This is a genomic window from Winogradskyella sp. R77965, from assembly GCF_044594915.1.
Taxonomy (GTDB): domain Bacteria; phylum Bacteroidota; class Bacteroidia; order Flavobacteriales; family Flavobacteriaceae; genus Winogradskyella.
In genome coordinates, this window is sequence record NZ_CP138990.1 from 1,988,179 (window position 1) to 2,013,105 (window position 24,927).

The 24,927-nt window shown below is 33.0% G+C and carries 23 protein-coding genes; 16 read left to right on the forward strand and 7 right to left on the reverse strand.

Features of this window, described 5'->3' with window-relative positions; all coding sequences use genetic code 11:
• Positions 1-34 precede the first annotated feature (34 nt).
• The 3 genes from SJY34_RS08885 (at position 35) to SJY34_RS08895 (ending at position 1,556) form a co-directional block, all read left to right on the forward strand.
• Positions 35-559: a 2'-5' RNA ligase family protein gene (locus SJY34_RS08885; protein ID WP_400074852.1), complete on the forward strand. Its 525-nt coding sequence runs from the start codon at positions 35-37 to the stop codon at positions 557-559.
• Positions 560-697: 138 nt separating this feature from the next.
• The gene (locus tag SJY34_RS08890) at positions 698-1,075 is read left to right on the forward strand and encodes a DUF2200 domain-containing protein (protein ID WP_400074854.1); all 378 of its coding nucleotides are present in this window, start codon (positions 698-700) and stop codon (positions 1,073-1,075) included.
• Positions 1,076-1,115: 40 nt separating this feature from the next.
• Positions 1,116-1,556, forward strand: coding sequence for a DUF4174 domain-containing protein (locus SJY34_RS08895; RefSeq protein ID WP_400074856.1), 441 nt, complete (start codon positions 1,116-1,118; stop codon positions 1,554-1,556).
• A gap of 23 nt (positions 1,557-1,579) precedes the next feature.
• Here SJY34_RS08895 and SJY34_RS08900 read toward each other — a convergent pair whose 3' ends face one another.
• Positions 1,580-4,090 (reverse strand): DUF5686 family protein, encoded by a 2,511-nt coding sequence (locus SJY34_RS08900; protein WP_400074857.1) that lies wholly within the window; start codon positions 4,088-4,090, stop codon positions 1,580-1,582.
• Positions 4,091-4,178: 88 nt separating this feature from the next.
• Entirely contained in the window at positions 4,179-5,156 is a 978-nt protein-coding gene (locus SJY34_RS08905) for a pyruvate dehydrogenase complex E1 component subunit beta (RefSeq protein ID WP_400074859.1), read from the reverse strand.
• 374 nt (positions 5,157-5,530) lie between these two features.
• On the opposite strand from SJY34_RS08905, the gene SJY34_RS08910 reads away from it, so the two are divergent.
• The 4 genes from SJY34_RS08910 to SJY34_RS08925 all read left to right on the forward strand — a co-directional run bounded on the left by SJY34_RS08910 (position 5,531) and on the right by SJY34_RS08925 (position 9,754).
• Positions 5,531-6,277, forward strand: a complete 747-nt coding sequence (locus SJY34_RS08910; protein WP_400074861.1) for an electron transfer flavoprotein subunit beta/FixA family protein — start codon at positions 5,531-5,533, stop codon at positions 6,275-6,277.
• 101 nt (positions 6,278-6,378) lie between these two features.
• A complete protein-coding gene (locus SJY34_RS08915; protein ID WP_400074863.1) occupies positions 6,379-7,341 on the forward strand; it encodes an electron transfer flavoprotein subunit alpha/FixB family protein in 963 nt (320 codons plus the stop codon).
• A 112-nt stretch (positions 7,342-7,453) separates the two neighbouring features.
• Positions 7,454-8,068, forward strand: a complete 615-nt coding sequence (locus SJY34_RS08920; RefSeq protein ID WP_299124963.1) for a bifunctional nuclease family protein — start codon at positions 7,454-7,456, stop codon at positions 8,066-8,068.
• Between the two features lie 15 nt (positions 8,069-8,083).
• On the forward strand, positions 8,084-9,754 hold the full coding sequence (locus SJY34_RS08925; RefSeq protein WP_400074865.1) for a NupC/NupG family nucleoside CNT transporter: 1,671 nt from the start codon (positions 8,084-8,086) through the stop codon (positions 9,752-9,754).
• Positions 9,755-9,765: 11 nt separating this feature from the next.
• Here SJY34_RS08925 and SJY34_RS08930 read toward each other — a convergent pair whose 3' ends face one another.
• From SJY34_RS08930 to SJY34_RS08940, 3 genes are read right to left on the reverse strand one after another with little or no spacing between them, the layout of a single operon-like run.
• Entirely contained in the window at positions 9,766-11,313 is a 1,548-nt protein-coding gene (locus SJY34_RS08930) for an ABC transporter permease (RefSeq protein ID WP_400074867.1), read from the reverse strand.
• A 1-nt stretch (position 11,314) separates the two neighbouring features.
• The gene (locus SJY34_RS08935) at positions 11,315-12,178 is read right to left on the reverse strand and encodes an ABC transporter ATP-binding protein (protein ID WP_400074869.1); all 864 of its coding nucleotides are present in this window, start codon (positions 12,176-12,178) and stop codon (positions 11,315-11,317) included.
• Positions 12,179-12,184: 6 nt separating this feature from the next.
• A complete protein-coding gene (locus tag SJY34_RS08940) occupies positions 12,185-12,568 on the reverse strand; it encodes a hypothetical protein (protein ID WP_400074871.1) in 384 nt (127 codons plus the stop codon).
• A 214-nt stretch (positions 12,569-12,782) separates the two neighbouring features.
• On the opposite strand from SJY34_RS08940, the gene SJY34_RS08945 reads away from it, so the two are divergent.
• From SJY34_RS08945 to SJY34_RS08955, 3 genes are all read left to right on the forward strand, one after another.
• Complete coding sequence (locus SJY34_RS08945; RefSeq protein ID WP_400074873.1) at positions 12,783-13,751, forward strand: sensor histidine kinase; 969 nt, start codon at positions 12,783-12,785, stop codon at positions 13,749-13,751.
• Positions 13,748-14,452, forward strand: a complete 705-nt coding sequence (locus tag SJY34_RS08950) for a LytR/AlgR family response regulator transcription factor (protein WP_400074875.1) — start codon at positions 13,748-13,750, stop codon at positions 14,450-14,452. The genes SJY34_RS08945 and SJY34_RS08950 overlap by 4 nt, the downstream gene beginning before the upstream one ends.
• A 188-nt stretch (positions 14,453-14,640) precedes the next feature.
• Positions 14,641-15,465 (forward strand): thymidylate synthase, encoded by an 825-nt coding sequence (locus SJY34_RS08955; protein WP_400074877.1) that lies wholly within the window; start codon positions 14,641-14,643, stop codon positions 15,463-15,465.
• A gap of 85 nt (positions 15,466-15,550) precedes the next feature.
• Here the strand turns inward: SJY34_RS08955 and SJY34_RS08960 are convergent, their stop codons facing one another.
• Positions 15,551-15,853: an isoamylase early set domain-containing protein gene (locus tag SJY34_RS08960; RefSeq protein ID WP_400074879.1), complete on the reverse strand. Its 303-nt coding sequence runs from the start codon at positions 15,851-15,853 to the stop codon at positions 15,551-15,553.
• A 287-nt stretch (positions 15,854-16,140) separates the two neighbouring features.
• Between SJY34_RS08960 and SJY34_RS08965 the strand changes: the two genes are divergently transcribed.
• From SJY34_RS08965 to SJY34_RS08980, 4 genes are all read left to right on the forward strand, one after another.
• On the forward strand, positions 16,141-16,590 hold the full coding sequence (locus SJY34_RS08965) for a 2TM domain-containing protein (RefSeq protein ID WP_400074881.1): 450 nt from the start codon (positions 16,141-16,143) through the stop codon (positions 16,588-16,590).
• A 32-nt stretch (positions 16,591-16,622) separates the two neighbouring features.
• Positions 16,623-17,072 (forward strand): dihydrofolate reductase, encoded by a 450-nt coding sequence (locus SJY34_RS08970; protein ID WP_400081359.1) that lies wholly within the window; start codon positions 16,623-16,625, stop codon positions 17,070-17,072.
• 161 nt (positions 17,073-17,233) lie between these two features.
• Positions 17,234-18,118 carry an ABC transporter ATP-binding protein gene (locus tag SJY34_RS08975; protein ID WP_400074883.1) on the forward strand — a complete coding sequence of 295 codons (885 nt, stop codon included), beginning with the start codon at positions 17,234-17,236 and terminating at the stop codon, positions 18,116-18,118.
• Between the two features lie 20 nt (positions 18,119-18,138).
• Positions 18,139-21,720: a M1 family aminopeptidase gene (locus SJY34_RS08980; RefSeq protein ID WP_400074885.1), complete on the forward strand. Its 3,582-nt coding sequence runs from the start codon at positions 18,139-18,141 to the stop codon at positions 21,718-21,720.
• Between the two features lie 123 nt (positions 21,721-21,843).
• On the opposite strand, the gene SJY34_RS08985 is transcribed toward SJY34_RS08980, so the two are convergent.
• The gene (locus SJY34_RS08985; protein WP_400074887.1) at positions 21,844-22,239 is read right to left on the reverse strand and encodes an SRPBCC domain-containing protein; all 396 of its coding nucleotides are present in this window, start codon (positions 22,237-22,239) and stop codon (positions 21,844-21,846) included.
• A 66-nt stretch (positions 22,240-22,305) separates the two neighbouring features.
• On the opposite strand from SJY34_RS08985, the gene SJY34_RS08990 reads away from it, so the two are divergent.
• Positions 22,306-23,859 carry an NAD(P)/FAD-dependent oxidoreductase gene (locus SJY34_RS08990; RefSeq protein WP_400074889.1) on the forward strand — a complete coding sequence of 518 codons (1,554 nt, stop codon included), beginning with the start codon at positions 22,306-22,308 and terminating at the stop codon, positions 23,857-23,859.
• A 160-nt stretch (positions 23,860-24,019) separates the two neighbouring features.
• Positions 24,020-24,913: an ACP S-malonyltransferase gene (gene fabD / locus SJY34_RS08995; RefSeq protein ID WP_400074891.1), complete on the forward strand. Its 894-nt coding sequence runs from the start codon at positions 24,020-24,022 to the stop codon at positions 24,911-24,913.
• Positions 24,914-24,927: the final 14 nt, after the last annotated feature.

Consider the following 24,927-nt stretch of genomic DNA (forward strand, 5'->3'; position numbering starts at 1 on the left):
CATACACAAACATGTTGTGCAACATTAGTGAAAAATGGAAAAATTTAGAAGACAATTGACTTTGTTCATTAATGAACCAAAAGGAATTATCGAGAAAATTCGAGCCGAATTTAATCCTAAACAATATTATCTGATACCTGCACACGTAACACTTTGTCGTGAAGACGAAATTGAACCGATTGAAAATACTATTTCAAGAATAAAGTCTATTTCATTAAAAAAAACAATGCAAATTGAATTTGGAAAAGCTGAACGCTTTTCGGACGGAAAAGGTGTTTACATTTCATCATTTGGAAACAACAATGAATTTAAAGAATTAAGAAAATCAGTTCTGGGACAATCTGAATTGGAAAAAGAACAAATTCCTCATATAACACTAATGCATCCGAGAAATTCGACTTGTACTAATCAAATCTTCGAAAAAATTGAAAATTATGATTTGCCAACTGAATTGAATTTTGGAAAAATTAGTCTAATCGAGCAAAAAAATGGCGGAAAATGGAATGTATTAGAGGAATTCGAAATTGTAAAAAATAACGTTGCACAACACCGTGTATAATTCATTGCTAGTGCAAGCTTACTTACGAAAATCCGCGCGGATTTTCTATCTGTAGTTATTTGCTAACTTTAATGCTTAAAAACGCGACCAAATCATAGACAAGACTGTTAGCACTAATCAATTCAAAATCAAATAAAAATGAAAGTTACAGCTGAAAAAAACGAAAAGGTTGCCAATATGATATTTGCATCCATTTATCCGCTTTACCTGAATAGATTGAAGAAAAATGGTAAAACAAAAGAAGAACTTGACCAAGTTATTAAATGGTTTACAGGTTTTGATCAAGATGCTTTAAAAGCACTAATCGATGAAAAAGCAACCTTTAGAACATTTTTTCAAAAAGCTAAAATACATCCTAACTCTCACTTGATTAAAGGCGTCGTTTGTGGATATCGAATTGAAGAAATCGAAGATGAATTTGAATTATATAAACAATGTAGACAAATGGAAAAGCTGATTGACGAATTGGCAAAAGGTCGTAAAATGGAGAAAATTTTACGGGAAGAAAAGAAATAAAACTGGTACTAAAATCCTATAACACAAACAGATTAATTAAATGCGACCTATTCTATTTTTAATACCATTGATGCTAACTACTAACTTATTTGGGCAAGACCTCAGCACTCATAGATGGGAAAACAGAATTGTTCTCATCATATCTAACTCACAAGAATCTAAAGTGTTTCAAGATCAGGTTTTAGAATTTAAAACAGCTACCAAAGGCATTGCGGAACGAAAAATAGTAGTCTATCATGTTGTACCAAATCAATATAGATTTGTCGATTATCAAAAAGATAATACAACAAATGAATGGATAGGGTCTTCTCTGTTATTTCAAAAATATGGAGACAAAAAATCGGATTTCAACGTGGTTTTAATTGGCTTGGATGGTTCTGTAAAACTTCAACAAAATAACGCACTAACCACCACCAAACTTTTTACTATCATAGATGGTATGCCAATGCGTAAGTCTGAATTAAAGAACAGAAAGAATTAGTAAGATTAGTATTTTCAGGAAAATTAGAAGTAAAACCCAAAACTACCTGTGATTCCAAACTTTCTAGCATCAGGATTGTCTAAATAATTTCCTCTAAAATTAAAATCTATACGTAGTATTTTAAAAATATTAGCTACTCCAACACTATATTCATAATAGACACGAGAATCTGGTGCAACTAATGGAAACTCATTCATATTACCAGTAGTACTCAGCGCTATATTTTCATCAGATAATTCTCCCCAAACACCTCTTATACTGGCAATAGCTCTAAGATTATATTTCTTTAAAAACGGAATGCGAGAAAACAAACGTCCATTAAAATTATGCTCTATGTGCATGGACGTATAGGTATCTGTAACAAATTCATAAAAGTCGAGCTGAGAAAAAGTGTTGTATATTGAAAAATACGTCTGATTTCCTGGTACAACACTCAATAAGGCTAAAGGCACTTCACCAAATGTTTTACCCGCTTCTATCGACGTGGTTAATCTACCAAAACCACCAACCTGCCATGGTTGTATGTAGGAAAACTGAACCTTTGTATAATCAAAATCACTATCAAACCAATTGCGATCACCACGACTTATTTGTGCAAACAAACGTGCAAAATTGTCGTTTTTAAATTTACGTTCTACTCCAAAACCAGTCATTTGCCGTTTTGGGTAATAGCCTAAAGATAATCGGCTTTCAAATTGTTTAACTTCAGAAGAAATTCCTGTTGGTGACGCTGAGTCATTATAATCTAAACTGAATGTTGGTGATGCTGATCTCAATGCACGGAAGCTTCCATCTATGCGAACTTCAAAATTCCTTACAGGCTCAATCGCCAATCCTAAATTTGTTAAATTGATATTGGTAAGCTTATCATTTGCTCCCGTTCCAATAACAGCAGAAGAAGCCAAACTTCTACCTAATACGTCTGTGGAACTCGTTAAACTCGCCCCTATTTGTTCTACATCGCGTCGGTTTCCTCCAAAAATGGTTAATCGACTCTTTTTATCTAGCAACCATTTTCCTGAAATACCATATTTAAACTTATCGTCTCGGAATCCGTAAGCTAAAAACCCTTCGAGTCTCCATAAATCATTTGGCCCAAAATAAGTTCGTCCACCTGTTCTGAGTCTTAAACCTTCAACTTCATTAAATCCAAAGGTCGAAAAGATAGGACCATAATCAAAATTAATACTTGGAAACTCTATATAGCCTGATGCTAAAATACTTCCCAGGTTATAAAGGCGTTTGAATTTCTTAACGGTTTTTAGGGTATCTAACATTTTATAAACCCCTTTTTCGTCTTTATTTAGAGCTTCGAGTCTATTGTTTTGCCAAAAGTCGTCTTCTCTATTATAAACATCTTCATCATAGTTATAAACGACCTTGTCATAGTATTCTTTATCCTTTGGCTGATCGAATTTATAATTGTCGTATAGTGTGGTTCGTTTACCGTACACTCCTCTCGACTTTTCTTTTTTATTAATCGCAAAATCTGACAGAAAATAATCGCGCTTAATAAGAAATACAGAGTCGTTCAATACTTCAAACTCTTGCTCTATATATATTTCCTTTACCCAATTAATATTGGCACTTTTAGACGCTTGAAGATTAATGTCTTTAATGGCATATGTAGAATCATTCACCCAAAAATCACCTTTAAACGTCAATTCATTTTTTCGCCTTGGATAATACACAATATTGTAACACCACTTATTATCAATAAATGCACTATCTGACAATACATAATTATAGGTCTGCACTCCTGTTCTGCTTAATGGACTTACAAAGCTTTTATCGAAAAACTTAAGGTAATTGTCATAGATATTATATTCCGAATATAAATCATCAATAAAATCTATAATCACCTGGTTGTTGCTGAAACCAGAATTTTTGTTTCCTAATAGATCCTCGCGTTCTTTATTGATGATGTTATCACCAGAAACCTTTTTTACAGATTCGTTTAAGAAAATGGGTAAATACGTTTTTCCTGTAACGCTAGAGGTATCGACTTCTTCAAAAACAAACTCCATACCTTTAAAGAGTTTACTTTTTATGAGTGCACTATCAATGGTGTTGAGATCAAACTCAACTTTTTCGTATTGGTCGTATTCGTATTGATTAAATTGTTTTACACCATTTTTACGTTTTCGCTCCCATATTTTTTTTAGAATTCTTATTGCTGGGTTTTCAGAGGCTTTCTTGGATTGTTTTCCGGTTACAATAACAACTTCGCTAAGCGAAGAGGCTTCTTCTTTTAGTACAAATTTTAAATCATAATTAACAGATTTCGGAAGCTCTACTTCTAAAATTTCGTAACCTAAAAAAGAAACAATTAGTGTTTCCCATTTTTCGTCAGATTCTAAATAGAATTTTCCGTCTTCATTGGTTATAGTCCCTTCTGTAGAACCTTTGAATAAGACATTGGCAAAAGCAATAGGCTGATTGCTCTCATCGAAAACATAGCCACTGACTTTTGTCTGCGCTATTGCAGAAAAAACATTGAGGCATATAAAAGCTATAAGTAGTTTTATCTTCATATATAAAAACAAACTTCATCAATAACCATGCTACAATAGCTATAAGGTTACAAATGAAGTTTATTAAACGCAGAAAACTGCTATTTATTTATTTGTACATCACTTTTTTGACTGCTTTAACAACATCGTCGCTATTAGGCAACCATTCTGCTAATAAAACAGGTGAATATGGAGCAGGAGTATCTGCTGTGTTTATTTTTACTACAGGAGCATCTAAATAATCAAATGCTTCTGATTGCACTAAATAGGTGATTTCGGTCGCTACATTTCCAAAAGGCCATGCTTCTTCTAAAACCACTAATCTGTTGGTTTTCTTAACCGATTCTAGAATAGCTTTTCTATCCATAGGACGAACCGTACGTAAATCTATGATCTCACAAGAAATACCTTCTTTTTCTAATTCATCAGCAGCTTTGTAAGCTTCTTTTATAATCTTTCCGAAAGATACAATCGTTACATCTGTTCCTGTACGCTTAATCTCTGCAACTCCAATAGGAATGGTATATTCTCCTTCTGGTACTTCACCTTTATCACCATACATCTGCTCACTTTCCATAAAGATGACTGGATCGTCGTCTCTAATTGCAGATTTCAACAAGCCTTTAGCATCATAAGGATTAGATGGTACCACTACTTTTAAACCTGGTGTATTTGCAAACCAATTCTCAAAAGCTTGTGAGTGTGTTGCGCCTAATTGACCAGCAGAAGCTGTTGGGCCTCTAAATACTATTGGACATTTAAATTGTCCTCCAGACATCTGTCTTATTTTGGCTGCATTATTTATAATCTGATCAATTCCGACTAAAGAGAAATTAAATGTCATGTACTCTACAATTGGGCGATTACCTGTCATTGTAGAACCAATGGCAATACCTGCAAAACCAAGTTCTGCAATAGGTGTATCAATAACACGCTTAGCACCAAACTCATCGAGCATTCCTTTTGATGCTTTATAAGCCCCATTGTACTCAGCTACTTCCTCTCCCATAAGATAAACACTTTCATCTCTGCGCATTTCTTCGCTCATGGCTTCGCAAATAGCTTCTCTAAATTGAATTGTCTTCATTACCTTGTTTTTAATCGAATAGCAAAAATAATAATTATTGGTTATATAATGCCATTAAATCTAATGCGAAAAAAAGAAAAAAATTGTAACTTGTTTATTAAATCCATAATTAGGATTCTTTGAGTTATCAGAATTACTTTTTTTGTATTTGTTTTTGTCTTGTTTATTTTTATATTCAACAAGAGTATTTTACTTCATTAAACTCTCCAACCTAAACAATCAGCAAAAAATCTTCAAATTTTTGAAAAATTGATAATTTAAATCGTCAAATCTAAATTTTATGAAAATTTTACTATGCATGCATAGTAAAATTCAAATTATTATATTTATCTTCGTGCTCTGAAGAAAAAGACGTTTAAAATAAATCATTTTTTATGAAAATATTAGTATGTATTAGCCATGTGCCAGATACAACCTCAAAGATTAATTTCACTGATGGTGACACTAAATTTGACACAAATGGTGTTCAGTTTGTAATTAATCCTAACGATGAATTTGGCCTAACAAGAGCCATGTGGTTTAAGGAAAAACAAGGTGCAAGTGTAGATGTGGTTAATGTTGGTGGAGCAGAAACTGAGCCTACGTTAAGAAAAGCCTTAGCTATTGGTGCAGATGCTGCTATTAGAGTAAATACTGAAGCCACTGATGGTTATGCCGTTGCTAAACAATTAGCAAAAGTAGTTAACGATGGTGGTTATGACTTGGTAATTGCTGGTAGAGAATCTATTGATTATAATGGTGGTATGGTACCAGGTATGTTAGCCGCTATGATTGATGCTAACTTTGTTGCTAATTGTATTGGTTTAGAAGTGGATGGTACAAATGCAAAAGCGGTTAGAGAAATTGATGGTGGAAAAGAAACCGTGAACACCTCTTTACCTTTAGTTATTGGTGGGCAAAAAGGCTTGGTTGAAGAAAGCGACCTTCGTATCCCAAATATGAGAGGTATTATGATGGCACGTAAAAAACCCTTAACAGTTGTTGAGCCAACTGATGCTAATACTGAAACCAAAGCTGTAAGTTTTGAAAAGCCAGCTCCAAAAGGTGCTGTAAAATTAGTTGATGCAGATAATATTGATGAATTAGTAAACTTACTTCATAACGAAGCTAAGGTGATTTAGTTAGACTAAATCATTCCGAACTTATTTCGGAATCTTATGAAATTAAAGGAATTATTAATAAGTTCCTGAATCGAGTTCAGGAAAAATTTTATAAAAATTTTATGTCAGTTATAGTATATACAGAATCAGAAAACGGAAAATTTAAAAAAGCAGCTCTAGAAGTTGTGTCTTATGCGAAAGCAATTGCAGACCAAATGGGAACAACTGTTACAGCTGTTGCTATTAATGCAGATAATACTGAAAGCTTAGGAAACTATGGTGCTTCAAAAGTACTTTCTATTAAAGATGATACTTTAAGTACATTTAGCGCTAAAAAATATGCAGTAGCAATTGAAAGTGCAGCTAAAAGCGAAGATGCTAAAGTTGTTGTTGTAAGTTCTAGTGCAGACAGTAAGTATTTAGCGCCATTGTTAGCGGTAGGTTTAGATGCAGGTTATGTTTCTAATGTTGTAGAAGCACCATCTAGTGTATCTCCATTTACAGTAAAACGTACAGCATTTACAAATAAAGCATTTGCCAATACAGAAATTACTACAGATGTTAAAGTTGTTGGTTTATCTAATAATTCTTTTGGTTTAGTTGAATCTGGTGGAAGTGCTTCTGTTGAAGATTTTTCACCATCATTACCAGGTTCTGGCGTTAATGTTGAGTCAGTGGATAGAGCCACAGACAAGGTCAGCATTGCAGATGCAGAAACGGTAGTTTCTGGTGGAAGAGGTCTTAAAGGTCCTGAAAACTGGGGAATGATAGAAGAACTAGCCGACGTTTTAGGAGCTGCAACAGCATGTTCTAAACCAGTATCTGATTTAGGTTGGAGACCACATAGCGAACACGTTGGGCAAACAGGAAAACCTGTAGCTTCTAACTTGTATATTGCCATTGGTATTTCTGGAGCAATTCAGCATTTAGCTGGTATTAATTCATCTAAAGTAAAAGTCGTTATCAATACAGATCCAGAAGCACCTTTCTTTAAGGCTGCAGACTACGGAGTAGTTGGTGATGCTTTTGAAGTCGTACCACAATTAATCGAAAAATTAAAAGCTTTTAAAGCTCAAAACGCATAATTTTATTACCTTGTAATTTACAAAAGGGCTGTTTAAATTAGCACCAAATCGAAATCATAGGATGCAGTTTGGTAAAGTCCTAATTTAAACAGTTCTTTGTGTTTTATAATTTATGAGCTTAGTTCGTTTAAATATCAAAGGAATTTCTTACAGTCAAACTCAGAATGGAGCTTATGCTCTTATTTTAAATGAAGTTGATGGTGATAGGAAATTACCAATCGTCATTGGCGCTTTTGAAGCGCAGTCTATTGCCATTGCATTAGAGAAAGAAATTCGTCCACCACGTCCATTAACACATGATTTATTCAAAAACTTTGCAGATCGCTTTGATATTGTGGTCAAGCAAGTGATTATTCATAAATTGGTAGATGGTGTATTCTACTCAAGTTTAATTTGTGAACGCGATAAAATTGAAGAAATTATTGATGCAAGAACTAGCGATGCTATTGCCTTGGCTTTGCGTTTTCAAGCACCAATTTTTACCTATAAAAACATTTTAGATAAAGCCGGAATCTATCTTAAAGTGAATCCTAAAAAGGAAGACGAAGAACAAGATAGTATCCTTGTTGATGATCTTATTGCAGAAGAAATTGAAGCTGCTACAGTTGAACAAGAAGGGTACAAAGATAAATCTCTTGAAGAACTCAATACCCTTTTAGATGAAGCTGTAAATAATGAGGATTATGAAAAAGCTGCTAAAATAAGAGACGAAATTTCTAAGCGTTAACTAACATAAACTTTCATGACGAATTTTTTCAAAGCCCTTTTTGCTATATTTATTGGACTTTCAACAATTACAGCACAAGAGCTTGAGAAAACATGGGAGTCAACAAATCCAGAAAGCGCATATAATATTTTAGAGTTTAAAAAAGGAGAATTCGACTTTTCTTCAAATTCAAAAAATAATCTTCAGGGAGATTATATGTATCAAAATAATTTATTGGTACTTTATCATAACGATTCCCTAAATTCAATTAATAAATATAAAATATCAGAACTGACTGATTCTACTTTGGTTTTCACTGGCAAAGAGATGCACTTCAATTTAGTGTCAAAAAAAAGCGAATCAATCGCAAGTTCAGAAACGGTCGTAGAGGAAATAATTCCTAGTCAAGGGTTTTCTTTCAATAGTTTATGGAGGGGTATTTTGGGTATGGTAACGTTAATATTTATTGCTTTTTTATTTAGCAGTAACCGTAAAGCTATTAAATGGAAAACTGTAGGGATTGGATTGGCTTTTCAACTTATAATTGCAGTAGGTGTTCTAAAAGTCGATGCTGTAAAAACAGTTTTCGAGTATGTAGGACAAGGTTTCATAGCAATTTTAGGGTTTACGCAAGCTGGTAGCGAATTTTTATTCGGTGGAATGTTAGACATAAATTCCTTTGGATATATTTTCGCATTTCAAGTTTTACCAACTATAATTTTCTTTTCGGCATTGACTTCAGTGCTCTTCTATTTGGGTATCATACAAAAAGTAGTAAAAGGAATGGGCTGGTTATTAACTAAAGTTTTAGGGATTTCTGGAGCTGAAAGTCTAAGTGTTGCTGGTAATATCTTTTTAGGACAAACCGAAGCACCTTTATTAATTAAGGCTTATCTAGAGAAAATGAATAAGTCCGAAATTCTACTTGTAATGATTGGTGGAATGGCGACAGTTGCTGGTGCTGTTTTAGCTGCTTATATTGGCTTTTTAGGTGGTGATGATCCAGAATTGCAGTTGTTCTATGCTAAGCATTTATTAGCCGCTTCAGTGATGGCTGCACCAGGCGCGATCGTTATCTCAAAAATTCTATTTCCACAGACTGAGGAAATCAATACAGATGTCTCTGTATCAAAAGAAAAAATAGGATCTAATATTCTCGAATCTATCGCAAACGGAACTACTGAAGGTTTAAAACTTGCTGTTAATGTTGGTGCCATGCTACTGGTATTTGTCGCCTTTATTGCCATGATTAATGGCATCTTAGGAGGAATAGGAGATATCACCTCAATCAACGATTGGGTTATTGCAAATACACCATATCAAGCATTATCTCTAGAATTAATTCTTGGTTATACATTTGCTCCACTAATGTGGTTAATAGGTATTGCACAAGAGGATATGGCACTTATGGGCCAGCTTTTAGGTATAAAATTAGCCGCGAGTGAATTTGTAGGATATATACAATTAGCAGATTTAAAAGATGTTACAAGTGTAACGCATTTAAAATATCAGAAATCTATCATCATGGCAACTTACATGCTATGTGGTTTTGCAAACTTTGCTTCTATTGGAATACAAATTGGTGGTATTGGGTCTTTAGCACCAGGACAACGTAAACAATTATCTAAATTTGGCATGAAAGCATTAATTGGAGGTACAATTGCTTCATTGATTTCCGCTACCATTGCAGGTATGATAATTGGGTAAAATTGTTGCTGCTATTGTAATTCTATTTTTCTTAGTATAAAACTGATAACACCTAATATAACAATGCAGATTAATAATTTAACTGCATATAGGCTAGTACTGCTTATTCCTCCAAAATAATCTACAAAAGGAATTCCATTAATATTTGCGTAAGTGATCATAAAAAATAGCACATCAAACAACTTTTTACCTTTTGAAATAATCCCCATAGTTGATGCCAAAAGCACAATAAACAAACCGCCTAATAATATAGAAAAAGTCGCATTTAAATCTATAAGAATAGCATATCTAATAATTAAAGGCAGACTTAAACCAACTATTAAAATACTTCCTGCTAATAACTGTGAAAACAATAATCTTCTCAATGGCTTATAGGATGTAAAAGCAAAATAATTAACGTTGTTAGCTGCTTCTTTAGTTGTTAAATCTGACAAGCGACTTACTTGTAAAAACCATAAAATTGGCAATGCTATTTGATGTGAAATTTTAAAAGGAAGTATTACTAATAATACCATTCCAATACCATTAACAATCCACAGCCATTTTTTCCCTTTTCTAAATAATAGTAAAAATTCTGTTTTCACCAAAGGAAGGATTCTATAATTTATTTGAGCTATTGGTAGTTTAGATAGAACAACTTCTTTAGTCATATGTTGCTTTTCTGTTATAGTGATAAATTTCTTAATAGAAATACGCTCTTTTATATTAAAGCGATGAAAGAAAATCGAAACGATTGCAATACTGACTATTGATAAAAAGATCCATATTAAGCGACTAATTACAAATGATGTAGGGAAATCAATACCATTGAATTCAAACTTTTTAGTCTGTTTTAGATTTCCCACAACGTAACCAATGTTTGTTAAACCCATTTTTTCATCAGATTTCGTAATACTTCTAACGGTTTCCTCCAATTGACACATAACTATCTTGCTTCCAAAGACGTCTAATGAAAACTGCGATTCCGTTTTTGGTGTATATATCAGAAGAGCGGAAAATAAAAAAAAGAAAGCTATATTTTGTATTATAGAATATCTTGCTAAAAACACTTCAAAGACAACAGACAAAGCAGAAATGAAACACATAGGAGGAATTGTAATAAGTACATAAGCTTTTACAAACTGAAGCAGCTCAAAAGGAAAACCATCATCATAAAAAACAAAAAGAATAATACTCATTACAAAAACCACTAAAACGATGGTTAGCAGTAGTATAAAATTGCTTAACATTTTAGCCAATAAATATTTGAAATTTGAGATAGAAGTGGATGCCACTATTTGTCCAACTTTTGTTTCGATATCTTTTTTAATCCCACTATTTATTAAATAAAAACCTACAAGTGACAAAAAAATACTTGTCATAATTGCAGTGACATAACCAAACCAAGCAGAATTGTAATACCCAACATGATCGGCAATTCTAATCGTTGAATAATTCGCATTTGGTTCTGGTACAAATGTATATGCAATAGCTAAACTTGTACAAAGCGTAATTAAAAAAGCATAGCTTCTTGTTCGTTGTAAATAATCAGATTTTATGATGGTAAAAAATGGTGACATATTAATTAGTTTTAGTCAAGTATAAATAAGCATCTTCTAAATTAGCCTCTCTTTTTATTGCATTTTCTAATGAATTTTCTGTAATAAATCTAACCATTAAATCCCCTTCTTTTCTGGTCGTACTTACAACATTATGTTGTGTTTTAAAATTGGTTAACTCGTCTTTTTTAATACTAATTTCAAACACTTTGTTCGTTACAGTTGCAATTATATTTTCTTGGCTTCCATGAGTAACTAAGGTTCCGTTTTTCATAATCGCAACCTTATCGGCAATCGTATCAATATCAGAAACGATATGAGAAGAGAGAATCACAATACAATCGTTTGCTAAATCTGAAATGAGATTTCTAAAACGCACACGCTCTTCAGGATCTAGTCCAACCGTAGGTTCATCAAAAATTACAACTTTAGGATTGTTCAATAACACTTGTGCAATACCTACGCGTTGTTTCATTCCACCAGAATAACTTCCAATTGGTTTTTTAGCAGCTTCAATTAAATTTAAGCCTTCTAATAACTCTGTAATTCTCAGTTTTAAATTAGCACCTCCAACACCTTTCATTGCAGCCATATATTCTAAAAACTCATAAGCATTTAAGTTTGGATACACACCAAAATCTTGTGGTAAAAACCCCAATTGCTTCCGCATATAATTGGCATCTTTTGCAATATTGTTTCTATTTAAAGAAATAATACCATCTGTAGGTTTATTAACCGTTGCAATCATTTTTAATAAGGTAGATTTTCCAGCTCCATTTGGACCAAGCAATCCTAAAATTCCTTTTTCAATACGGAGTGAAAAATCTTTCACTCCGTATTTATTTCTATTGTATCGCTTCGATACATTTTCAATCTCTAATATCATAGTTATTTATTCTTCTGTTTTCGATTTCACTCTTTCAATAATGGTTTCATATCCGTTTTGAGTGAATTTCAAAGCATCTATATTATCTTTTATGAGTTCTAAATCAACGCCTCTTGAAGGTTCGTGTAACGTCGTCTCATTTTTTAGAATCAGTATATCTTTAGAAAATGGACTAATGATATACATCATGCCATCTTCCCTAACAATTTCTAGTTCAAAATCTGCCTCTGCTAATAAATATTTACCAACAAAACTTTTGAGCGTTGTGTTATCGATTTCAATTTTTGTGTCTTGCTTGTTCGAAATAGTTTCTGAGTTTTTTACTTGGCTGTAACCAATAGTTTGAACTAATAAAAAAAGTACTGTTGTAATTTGAATTAAATTTTTCATGATTATATATTTTAAGATTATACCTCAAAACTCTTTTAATTTTTCAAAATCTAAAAAAAAGAATGATGAATGATAGCTATAAAGTGATGTAGCTAGATGAGGCGTGTAATCAGAAAAAAGAATACGTTCAGATAAGAAAACCCATCTTTCATCATTAAAAAACAGAAAAACGAAGACGATATACTACTTTTGAGTAGATATTCAAACTAAAAATATGTCAAAATTAGATCGCTTAATAGATAATAAAGTATTACAAAATATTAGTGTTTGGATCTTTATTTATTTGATAGGATTGGTTTCTATTCAATCAGATAACGTCTTATTGGATGCTTTTTTAGGTGTAATTTTTCTTGCTGTACCCGTATATATACATAATTTAAAAATCTTGCCTTTGTTTTTTTCAAAGCATAAATGGCTTGCTTTGTTTTTGTTTGTGCTTAACATTGCGTTATTTACATGTATCGGTTTATATTTTTTAAGCGATGCTTTAAATCATTTTGAATGGCGAATGGTTTACAACATGGTTGGTATATTAATATTAGTCTTGTTCGTAGGTTCTGCATTAAAAGTAGCAGGTGATAGTTTTACACGAAGGCAACAAGAAAAAGATGCTGAATTAAAACTATTAAAAGCCCAACTCAATCCACATTTTTTGTTTAATACACTGAATAATCTTTATGGATTGTCTGTTGTGAAATCTGATAAATTACCAAATTTAATGCTTAAGCTTTCAGATTTATTGCGTTACAGTTTATATGATACTAAAGATAAATTTGTGCCTTTAGAAGAAGAGATTAAGTATTTAGAGAACTATATTTCATTAGAAAAGATAAGATTAGAAAAAACAACTATTAATTTTAAAATAAAAGGAAATATTACAAACAAACAAATAGCACCAATGTTATTAATAGTGTTCGTAGAGAATGCCTTCAAACATTTATCCACTGAGAATGGCAAGGTTGATATTAATATTTTTCCAGAGGAAAATAAGTTACATTTTAGCTGCAAAAACACAATAGATTTAGAAAATCCAATTGAAGAAAGCTTAGAAAAAGGGAGAAGCGGTATTGGCTTAGTTAATGCTAAGAAACGATTAGCTTTGATATATCCTGAACAGCATGACCTAAAAATTACTAATCATAAAGATAATTTCCATGTAGACTTAATTTTAGACTTACCATGAAAATACTTAAATGCCTTATTGCCGATGACGAACCAATAGCTCGTCAGATATTAGAAAACTACATAAAGGATATACCATATTTAGACTTGGTATCGTCTTGCAAAAATGCGTTTGAAGTTATGGAAGTACTCCAAAAACAACCAGTTGATATCCTGTTTTTGGATATAAACATGCCCAAACTATCGGGCATTAGTTTATTAAAGAGTTTAAGAGAAAAACCTGAAGTGATTATTACAACTGCTTATCCTGAATATGCTGTTGAGGGTTTTGAACTTTCTGTGACGGATTATTTATTAAAACCCTTTTCTATTGAACGTTTTTTGCAAGCTGTAATGAAAGTACAGCAAAATTTAGACGCTTCAAACAAAGAAACTATTTCAAATCCAATAGAAGCAGAACAAACATCAATTTTTGTAAAGAGCGATAAAAAAATTATTAAATTAAATTTTGACACTATTTATTATATCGAAGCCTACGGTAACTATATTAAAATCTTTACTGAAAACATGGTGTTAACACCACAAACGTTGTCAGATTTTATAGATAAACTTCCAAACAATTTTTTGAGGATACATAAGTCTTATGCTGTAAACTTTAACCATTTAAAACTTATTGATGGCAATCAAATTATTCTTCTTAATAATGCAAAGCTTCCTATTGGTAAATCTTATCGTAAAGCCGTTTTAAGCAAAATTGAATAATCTAAATCGTTAATAACTTCTCATATAACTGAAGCGTCAAATATTAAATTTTAATGCTTTTTTTTTATTTTCGCTTTTAGTAATACTAAACTGTCGAACTGAGCGAAGTCGATGGGCATTTTAAGGTTTACATTCCACAAAAAAATTAAGTTTAATTTAAAGAGATTCCAACTTTCGCAGGAAGTAATATGAAACAATACCACGACTTAGTAAAACACGTCCTTGCAGAAGGCAACGAAAAAGGAGATAGAACAGGTACAGGCACCAAAAGTGTTTTTGGTTATCAAATGCGTTTCGATTTAAGTGAAGGATTTCCGATGGTAACTACAAAAAAGTTACACTTAAAATCTATTATTCACGAATTACTTTGGTTCTTAAAAGGAGATACTAACATTGATTATCTTACCGAAAACGGAGTTAGAATTTGGAATGATTGGGCAGACGAAAACGGTGATTTAGGACCAGTATATGGTCACCAATGGAGGAATTGGGCAAGTGAAGAGATAGACCAAATTAAAGAGGTAATTGCAACTTTAAAGAATAATCCTAATAGTAGAAGAATGTTAGTATCTGCATGGAATCCTTCTGTGTTGCCAGATACGTCTAAATCTTTTTCTGAAAATGTAGCCAATGGTAAAGCCGCTTTACCTCCATGCCATGCTTTTTTTCAGTTTTATGTTGCTGATGGTAAATTGTCTTGTCAACTCTACCAACGTAGTGCAGATATCTTTTTAGGCGTACCTTTTAATATTGCGTCTTATGCTTTATTTACTATGATGATGGCTCAGGTTTGTGGTTATCAACCGGGTGATTTTATTCACACCTTTGGTGATGCACATATCTACAACAATCATATGGAGCAATTAGAATTACAACTCTCTAGAGACCCAAGACCATTGCCAAAAATGGTTCTAAATCCTGAAGTAAAAGATATTTTCGATTTTAAATTTGAAGATTTTACACTTGTGGATTATAATCCGCATCCTCATATAAAAGGTGCTGTAGCTGTTTAAATTTCACAACGTTTTTTGTAAATAAAAAAGCATCCCGAAAATCGAGATGCTTGTTTTAATGTCTTGTTTTACTTACAGGAATATCCTATAAATTGATTACACTGTTCTCTGCACCTGCAAAGTCATTCCAAGCATAAGAATCTGCTTGCTCATCGTTCTGGTAAGATTTACCATCAACTAGGTATCTAAACTCATAAGAGTTGTCTTTCTCTAAATCTAACGTTCCTTTAAAAGTTCCGTTTTTTAGCTTTTTCAATTTTGTAGCTTTTTTAGTATTCCACTCATTAAAGCTTCCAACAACTGCTACACTTTTTGCCTCCTCTGCAGGTACAGAAAATGTTACCTTACAAACTGGCTTACTTTTTAAATACTGCTTTTTAATTGCCATAATAATAAATTTAATTACATAGCAAAAGTATAAAAGAAATTTGCAGATAATATCGATTAAAAGCTCAAAGATTAAAGAATTATCAATTTCATAAAATAGCGATTACTTTTTCCTTAAGTGTGCAAAATTTATTAAGTAATTTTAGAGTATTAGTAACATCTTAAAAATATCCTTACTACTTGATTTTCAACTATATCGTTTTCGAAATAATCTAATATTATAAGTATAAAAATTATAGGACAGTTAAAGTGAAAAAAAAAGTATCTTTATACTAATAAATTACGATTATGTTTGGGAAGAAAAAACAAGTTTCAACTATAGATAAAGATCAATTAGAACTCATTGAAAATGCACAAAAACGCATTAAGCAAAAAAAGCGTTTGTACATTCATTTTGTCATTTTTTTAATTGGTGCTGTATTTTTAATTTTAGCCAATACGGTTTTAGGTATTGGTAAAGATTTTACAATTGCAGGTATTAATTGGTTTGTATATGCCATTTTAGTTTGGTTAATTCTCTTTATTTATCACTTGGTATCTGTTTTTATTACTCATAAATTTATGGGTAAAGACTGGGAAAAACAACAACTCGATAAGTTGGTAAATCAACAACAAACACGAATAGATAAGTTAAAACAAAACTTCCTAAAAGAAGAAACCAAAATAGCGCAAACGCAGGCTTACAATGAAGCTAAAGCCTTAGAATCAACTTCAGAAAAAAAAACTCTAATGAGTTAACCATAATTGTCGCTGCAGGTGAAGATAATGCCATTGGTAAAGACAATAGTTTAATTTGGCATTTGAGTGATGATTTAAAACGTTTTAAAAGTTTAACTAGTGGTCATCATATTATTATGGGTAGAAAGACTTTTGAAAGTTTCCCTAAACCGCTTCCAAATAGAACACATATAGTAATTACCAGACAAAAAGATTACAAAGCACCAGCTGGTGTCATTTTAGTTAATTCATTACACGATGCGATAGATGCGGCTAAAAACGATACGCAAGCATTTATTATAGGTGGCGGTGAAATCTATAAGCAATCTATTGCCTTAGTTAATAAACTTGAAATTACAAGAGTACATTCAACATTTGAAGATGCAGATACTTTCTTTCCTGAAGTCGATAACGCTCTTTGGAAAGAAGTAAATAGAGAAACCCATGATGCTGATGAGAATCATGCACATGCGTTTTCGTTTATTACGTATTTGAGAAGATAAAAGTTTTATTATTTCCGGTTTCAAAAGCAACCATTTTACTCTTTTTAGCGTCTTTATATATAAAGCACTACTATGTTGAATGTAAAAACTACGTCTAACATGTAACGCTTTTCGAAATATGTCGTCATATTTAAAACTAATCAATCAAAAATAGCTTTCCTATGAGTAAATTAAAAATCAATAATTTATCAAAAACGTATGCTAACGGCGTAAAAGCCTTAGTCGATGTAAATCTAGAATTAGAAAACGGCATGTTTGGTCTTCTTGGACCAAATGGCGCAGGTAAATCGTCTTTAATGCGAACGCTTGCCACCTTACAAGAAGCAGATTCTGGCACAGCAACTTTAGATGATATCGATATTTTAAATCAACCTGCAGAAATACGAAAAGTATTAGGCTATTTACCACAAGAATTTGGTGTATACCCTCGTATTACAGCAGAACAATTATTAACACACTTAGCCATATTAAAAGGTATTACCAATTCTAAAGAACGTAAGCTCCTTGTGGACTATTTACTAAATAAAGTCAACCTTTACGATAAGCGTAAGAAATCCGTAAAAGGATTTTCTGGCGGAATGAAACAACGTGTCGGTATTGCACAAGCACTTATTGGAAATCCAAAACTTATCATCGTAGATGAGCCAACCGCAGGATTAGATCCTGGTGAACGTAATCGTTTTTATAACTTGTTAGCTGATGTTGGAAAAGAAGTCATTGTCATTTTATCTACACATATTGTTGAAGATGTACACGAATTATGCACCAAAATGGCAATCATGAATTTTGGTGAAATCGTTTATCAAGGTTCACCAAAAGATGCGACAGAAGCACTCAATGGAAAAGTTTACCAAAAAATCGTTAGCAGAGAAGAACTCGAAAATTATGCTAGCGAGTATAAAATAATTTCAAATAAAATGGTAGGTGGGCAACCGCTTATTCATGTATTTAGTGATGAGCATCCACAAAATGGATTTGAAAAAGTGGCTCCTAATTTAGAGGATGTCTTCTTTTCTAAAATCAATACGTCTAACGTACTTGTTTAATCCAAAAATCCATTTTAGTTATGTTTAAAACATTTTTTCTCTCGGAATTAAAGTATACGCTAAAGCAACCTATGGTGTATATATTTATCTTCATCTTAGGACTGATGGAGTTTTTTGCTACAGTAAGCGACAACGTACAAGTCGGTGGAGCTATTGGTAATGTGTATCGTAATTCGCCATATACATTAACACTTCATGTGACTATCTTTTGTATTTTCAGTTTACTCATGGCAGCAGCCTTCTTCAATAATGCTGCATTAAGAGACCACAATAACGAATTCAATGAAATACTATTTACGACACCTTTAAGCAAACCTGGTTATTTCTTTGGTCGTTTTTTTGGTGCCCTTTTTGTATCTACTTTACCATTACTAGGTGTTTTTATAGGTATGCTTTTAGGTACGTATATGAATTCCATTTTCGGATGGATAGACGAATCTCGTTTTGGACCATTCTATCTAGAAACCTTCGTGAATAACTATTTGTTATTTATTCTCCCAAATATGTTCTTGGCTGGAGCAGTCATTTTTGCAATGGCGAATAAATGGAAAAGTACAGTGATCTCTTTTGTTGGTGGCTTAGTCATTATCGTGGCCTATATTATTTCAGGCTCACTGATGTCTGATGTAGATAATGAAACGATAGCTGGTCTATCTGATATCTTCGGAATTAACACTTATTCTATAGAAACCAAATATTTTACTCCTGCCGAAAAAAATACTATTAGCCCAGGATTTTCTGGAGTACTTTTTTGGAATCGATTGATTTGGACAGGAGTCGGAATAATCATTTTAATGCTCTCATATTTTAGTTTTTCTTTCAAAAAGAAAAACAAAAAAATCAAAAAAGAAAAGGTAAATACTTCAGGTAATGAGACCGTATTTGCTTTACCTAAACTGAACCCTTCTTTTTCAAAAGCAACGAATTGGCTTCAATTTAAAAGTTTCTTCTACACCAACTTTTTGAGTATAGTAAAGAGTATCACTTTCAAAATATTATTCCTGTTTTGTATTATCATATTAGTCGCAGATTTGAGTGGTGGTTTTGAGTATTTCGGATTACAATCCTATCCGCTTACCTATAAACTTATCGATTCAATAAAAGACAATACAGACATCTTTATTATTATCATTGTTGTATTCTTTAGTGGTGAGCTAATCTGGCGCGATAGAGACTATAAAATTAATGAAGTTGTCGATGCTACTGCGCATACGTCTTTCATTTCAATGGCAGCAAAAGCACTGTCTCTAGTAAGTATTGCATCTATCATAAATATTTTCTTTTTAGGTTTTGGTGTTATTTACCAATTGCTTCATGGGTTTACTCGTATAGAAATTGATGTCTATTTATTGGACTTTTTCTATGATAATTTACCTTTATTTATTGCCTTTGCTGGCATAACGATATTGGTACAAGTTCTATCTAGCAATAAATACATTGGGTACTTCATTGCCATATTAATACTTCTGGTATGGGAAATCGTTTTAAGTATTTTAGACCTAAACTCTAATATGTTAGATGTTGGTGGAGGACCGTCTACATTTTATTCTGACATGAACCGCTTTGGACCAGGAGTTACTGGTGCTTTATGGTTTAATCTCTATTGGATACTATTTGCTGTTTTAGGTTTATTAATCGCAGGTGCCTTGTGGAATCGTGGCTCTAAAAGCTCCTTATTAAGTCGGATAAAAACGGCCAGAAAAGAAGTTCCTAAAAGCTATCGAGGTGTAATAGCCATTGCAGCAATTGCTTGGTTAGGCGTTGCTAGTTATGTGTTTTACAATACACAAATTTTAAATACGTATCGCTCAAATGATGATACAGAAAATTTAATGGCTTATTTTGAAAAAAAATACAGTAAGTACAAGGATGCTCAACATCCCAAAGTCACTAATGCAAAATACTACATTGACATCTTTCCTAACGAAAGAGACATCCATGTAAAAGCAGATATAGAATTGGTAAATGAATCTAATAAGACTATTGATTCACTTCACTTTTATGATGGTGAAGGGTGGGACACTACATTACATATCCCTAGTGCCAATATTGTATATAAAGACACTACGTACTTATACAAAATTTATGAACTAAGTAAACCTATGCAACCGGGAGATACCTTGGTAATGAAAGTTGATAATAAATATATCACGAAAGGATTTCAAAATAACGAAGGTAACACCATGATTGTAAAAAACGGGACTTTCTTTAATAACAGAGAAATTCTTCCAACGATGGGTTATAATGAGAATTATGAACTTAGTGATAAAAACACACGCAAGAAATATGGTTTAGAACCTAAAGAACGAACACCAGAACTGACATCTGAGCTTTCAGATTTACACAATCGTAATTATTTAAACAATGGACAATCAGATTTTATAAACGTAGAAACTGTTATTTCTACAATTAAAGCACAAACTGCTATTGCACCTGGTTCTTTGATTAAAAAATGGGAAGAGAACGACAGAAGTTATTACCATTATAAAACAGATACACCTTCATTAAACTTCTACTCATTTATGTCTGCGGATTACGAAATCAAAAAACGCAAATGGAATGGTATTGATATCGAAGTGTATTACGATGAAAAGCATCCTGAAAATGTAGATATGATGCTAGATGCTGTAGAACGATCGTTGGCTTATTATACAGAAAATTTTGGACCTTATTTTCATAAGCAATGTCGAATTATTGAGTTTCCTCGATATGCTCAGTTTGCACAAGCATTCCCTGGAACAATGCCTTATTCTGAAGCGATAGGTTTTGTTATTAATCTTGAAGACGAAACTGAAAATAATGTTGTAGATGCGGTTATTGCTCACGAAATGGGTCACCAATGGTGGGCACACCAAGTTATTGGGGCTAATATGCAAGGTGGTACGATGATGAGCGAGAGTTTTTCTGAATATTCTTCTCTCATGACTATAAAGAATATCACCGAAAATCCTATGAAAATGCGTCAATTCACTAAATACGATCACGATCGTTATTTAAGAGGGCGTAGTGGTGAACGTATTAAAGAAGTGCCTTTGTATAAAGTAGAAGATCAAGGCTATATTCACTACGGAAAAGGTAGTGTAATTTTATATGCGCTTCAGGATTATATAGGTGAAGACAAAGTGAATTTAGCAATGAAAAACTTCTTAGAAGAGTATCGTTATAAGAAACCTCCTTATCCCACATCATTAGATTTCTTAAAACATTTAGAACCACAAGTACCAGATTCTTTAAAGTATTTAGTAACGGATTGGTTTAAAGAAATAACATTGTATGATAATCGACTTAAAGAAGCCAATTACAAGAAATTGGACAATGGTAAATATGAAGTTACTTTAAAAATTGAAAGTGCAAAAATTAAGTCAGACAGTTTAGGTAACGAAACAAGAGTTGCTATCAATGATTGGATTGATGTTGGCTTCTTTATGGATGATGATGAAGAAAATTTATATAATCAAAAGCGTTTAAAATTTAATAAAGAAAAAACAGCTTATACTGTGCAATTGGATTCACTTCCTGCAAAAGCAGCGATTGACCCAAGACACCTATTAATAGATCGCGTTTATAAGGATAATATTAAAAGTATAAGTTTAGAGGAATAAAATTCATTTTCTCTCTGTCACATTGAGCGCAGTCGAAATGCAATAAAACCATGAATTAAAATGGTTTTCGACTACGCTCAAACTGACAGTACTAATTCTTTGCTAATTGCTAATGATAGATTTTTAATCTTTATTTAAAATTTCAAAATAACGCTTCATAGGCTCAAAGTAACTCTCACTCCAGCCTTTTTTGTAATGCTCACCAGATTCTGGCACATTAGTATGCTTTAAGGTTAACATTGTTTCTTTACCTTGTTCAGTAAGTGAAATTTCTATTTTAGAATCATCTTCATTTTCTTCAAAATTACTTGTTCGCCAGGTTTGTACTATTCGATTGTAAGGTTCTAATTCTAAGTTCTTCCCTTTGATGTAGCCATCCCAAGTTGTAAACGTATCACCAACTTTGTCTGAAACAAAAGCTGCTCCGCCTGTCATTTTACTATGGCGTTGTGTACTTAACCAGGACTTATAGATTTGTTTGGGTGTTGCTTTAATGTTAGCTGTTAATGTAAACTCCATAAGTCTAAGTTTTTATATTTAGTTAGTTAGATTTTTATACCTAATAAATATAACTAATTTCGCAACATGATAAAAGCCTTGCAATTACGTATTAATCTTCATGAAGAGGGAAAACCTGATGGTTTGCTTAATAAAGCAGCTTATGACTTGGACATGAAACCTTCTGAAATTTCTGGAATTAAAATTCTAAGAAAATCGATTGATGCACGCAAACGCCGAATTATGTTTAACTATAAGGTTGAAGTTTACATAAACGAACCTGTTCCTGAAACCTCAGAATATCATTTTGATTACAAAGATGTATCAAAAGCTAAACCTATTCATATTATTGGCTTTGGCCCTGCAGGTATGTATGCAGCATTACGCTGTATTGAACTTGGTTTTAAACCCGTAGTGTTAGAACGTGGTAAGAATGTCCAAGACCGTCGTCGTGATTTAAAAGCAATTAATCAAGATCATATTGTTAACGAAGATTCCAATTACTGCTTTGGAGAAGGTGGTGCTGGTACTTACAGTGATGGTAAACTTTATACTAGAAGTTTAAAACGTGGAGATGTACGTCGTATTTTCGAAAACTTGGTTTTTCATGGTGCTAAAGATCAAATATTAGTAGATGCACATCCTCATATTGGCACCAACAAACTGCCTAAAGTGGTTAAGAATATTAGAGAAACCATTTTAAAGTTTGGTGGCGAAATTCATTTTGAAACGAGAGTTACAGACTTCACCATTAAGAATAATAAAATCGTTGCTATTCAATTTCAGAATGGAAATGAATTAGACGTGGAAAAAGTCATTTTAGCAACAGGGCATTCTGCTAGAGATATTTTCTATTTACTAAATGATAAAAATATTACACTAAAAGCAAAATCTTTTGCCATGGGAGTTCGCGTAGAACACCCTCAACAAATTATTGATGGTATTCAATACCACTGTAAAGGAGAACCACGAGATGAATTGTTACCTGCTGCTGCCTATAGTTTAGTTGAGCAAGTTAATAACAGAGGTGTTTACTCATTCTGCATGTGTCCTGGTGGATTTATAGTTCCGGCAGCAACGGCAAATGGAGAAGTTGTCGTTAACGGCATGTCGCCTTCAAAACGAAATAATAAGTTTGCAAATTCTGGTATTGTTACTGAAATTAATGTAGATAAAGATTTATACAAGTACGAACACTTTGGTGCGCTAAAAGCTTTAGAATATCAGAAAAATTTAGAGCGCTTGGCCTTTACTGCAGGTGGACGACGACAATCTGCACCAGGACAACGACTAACCGATTTTGTTGAAGGAAAACTGTCTTCAAGCTTAAATGAGACGTCTTATCAACCTGGTCTAAAGTCTTCTCCACTGCATTCCTTACTACCTAAGTTAATTGGTGGTTCATTACGTAAAGGATTTAAAGCTTTTGGCGAAAAAATGAAAGGCTATTATACCGAAGAAGCTAATATTGTTGGAGTAGAATCGCGCACCTCATCTCCAGTAAATATTCCGAGAACAGAAACTTTAGAACATCCCGAAATCACTAATTTATATCCATGCGGAGAAGGTGGTGGTTATGCTGGTGGAATCGTTTCTGCAGCAATGGACGGTGAACGTTGTGCAGAAGCTGCTTGCTCTTGAAGTTTTCACCCATCCCTAACCCTTCCCAAGGAAGGGAATTTGTAATCAACTTAACTTATTCAATCAAAAACAGTCTTGACTCTTGTTTCAAACAGCGAAGCGGTCTTGAATCTTTTTCAAGATATTATTCCTATTTTTGCATCTTAAAATTAAAACATTAATGAACGCATATATATTTCCAGGTCAAGGAGCTCAATTCTCAGGAATGGGATTAGATCTTTACGAGAATTCGCCTTTAGCTCAAGAGTTATTTGAAAAAGCTAATGATATCTTAGGCTTTCATATCACTGATGTGATGTTTGAAGGTTCTGCTGAAGATTTAAAGGAAACTAAAGTCACACAACCTGCTATCTTTTTACATTCGGTAATCTTAGCTAAAACTCTAGGAGATAGTTTTAAACCAGATATGGTTGCTGGTCACTCACTTGGTGAATTTTCAGCCTTAGTAGCTGCTGGAGCTTTAACGTTTGAAGATGGTTTAAAATTAGTATCACAACGTGCACAAGCTATGCAAAAAGCGTGCGAATTACAACCAAGCACTATGGCTGCAGTCCTAGGTTTAGATGATGATGTGGTAGAAAAAATATGTGCTACAACAGAAGGTATTGTGGTTGCCGCAAATTATAACTGTCCTGGTCAATTAGTAATTTCTGGAGAGGTTGAAGCTATTAACATGGCTTGTGAAGCAATGAAAGAAGCAGGAGCAAGACGTGCTTTGGTATTACCAGTTGGTGGCGCATTCCACTCACCACTAATGGAACCAGCTCGTGAAGAATTAGCTGCTGCAATAGAGAACACAACATTTAATAAACCAAATTACCCTATATATCAGAATGTAACGGCTTCTGCCATTACAGATGAAAACGAAATAAAAGCGAATCTAATTTCGCAATTAACTGCTCCTGTACGTTGGACACAATCTGTACAACAAATGATTGCAGATGGTGCTTCTCATTTTACAGAAGTTGGTCCTGGTAAAGTTTTACAAGGCTTAGTAAGAAAAATAAACAGAGAAGCTGAAACCGCCTCTGCCACTTTTGAAACTAACACTTAATTAAAACCTACTAC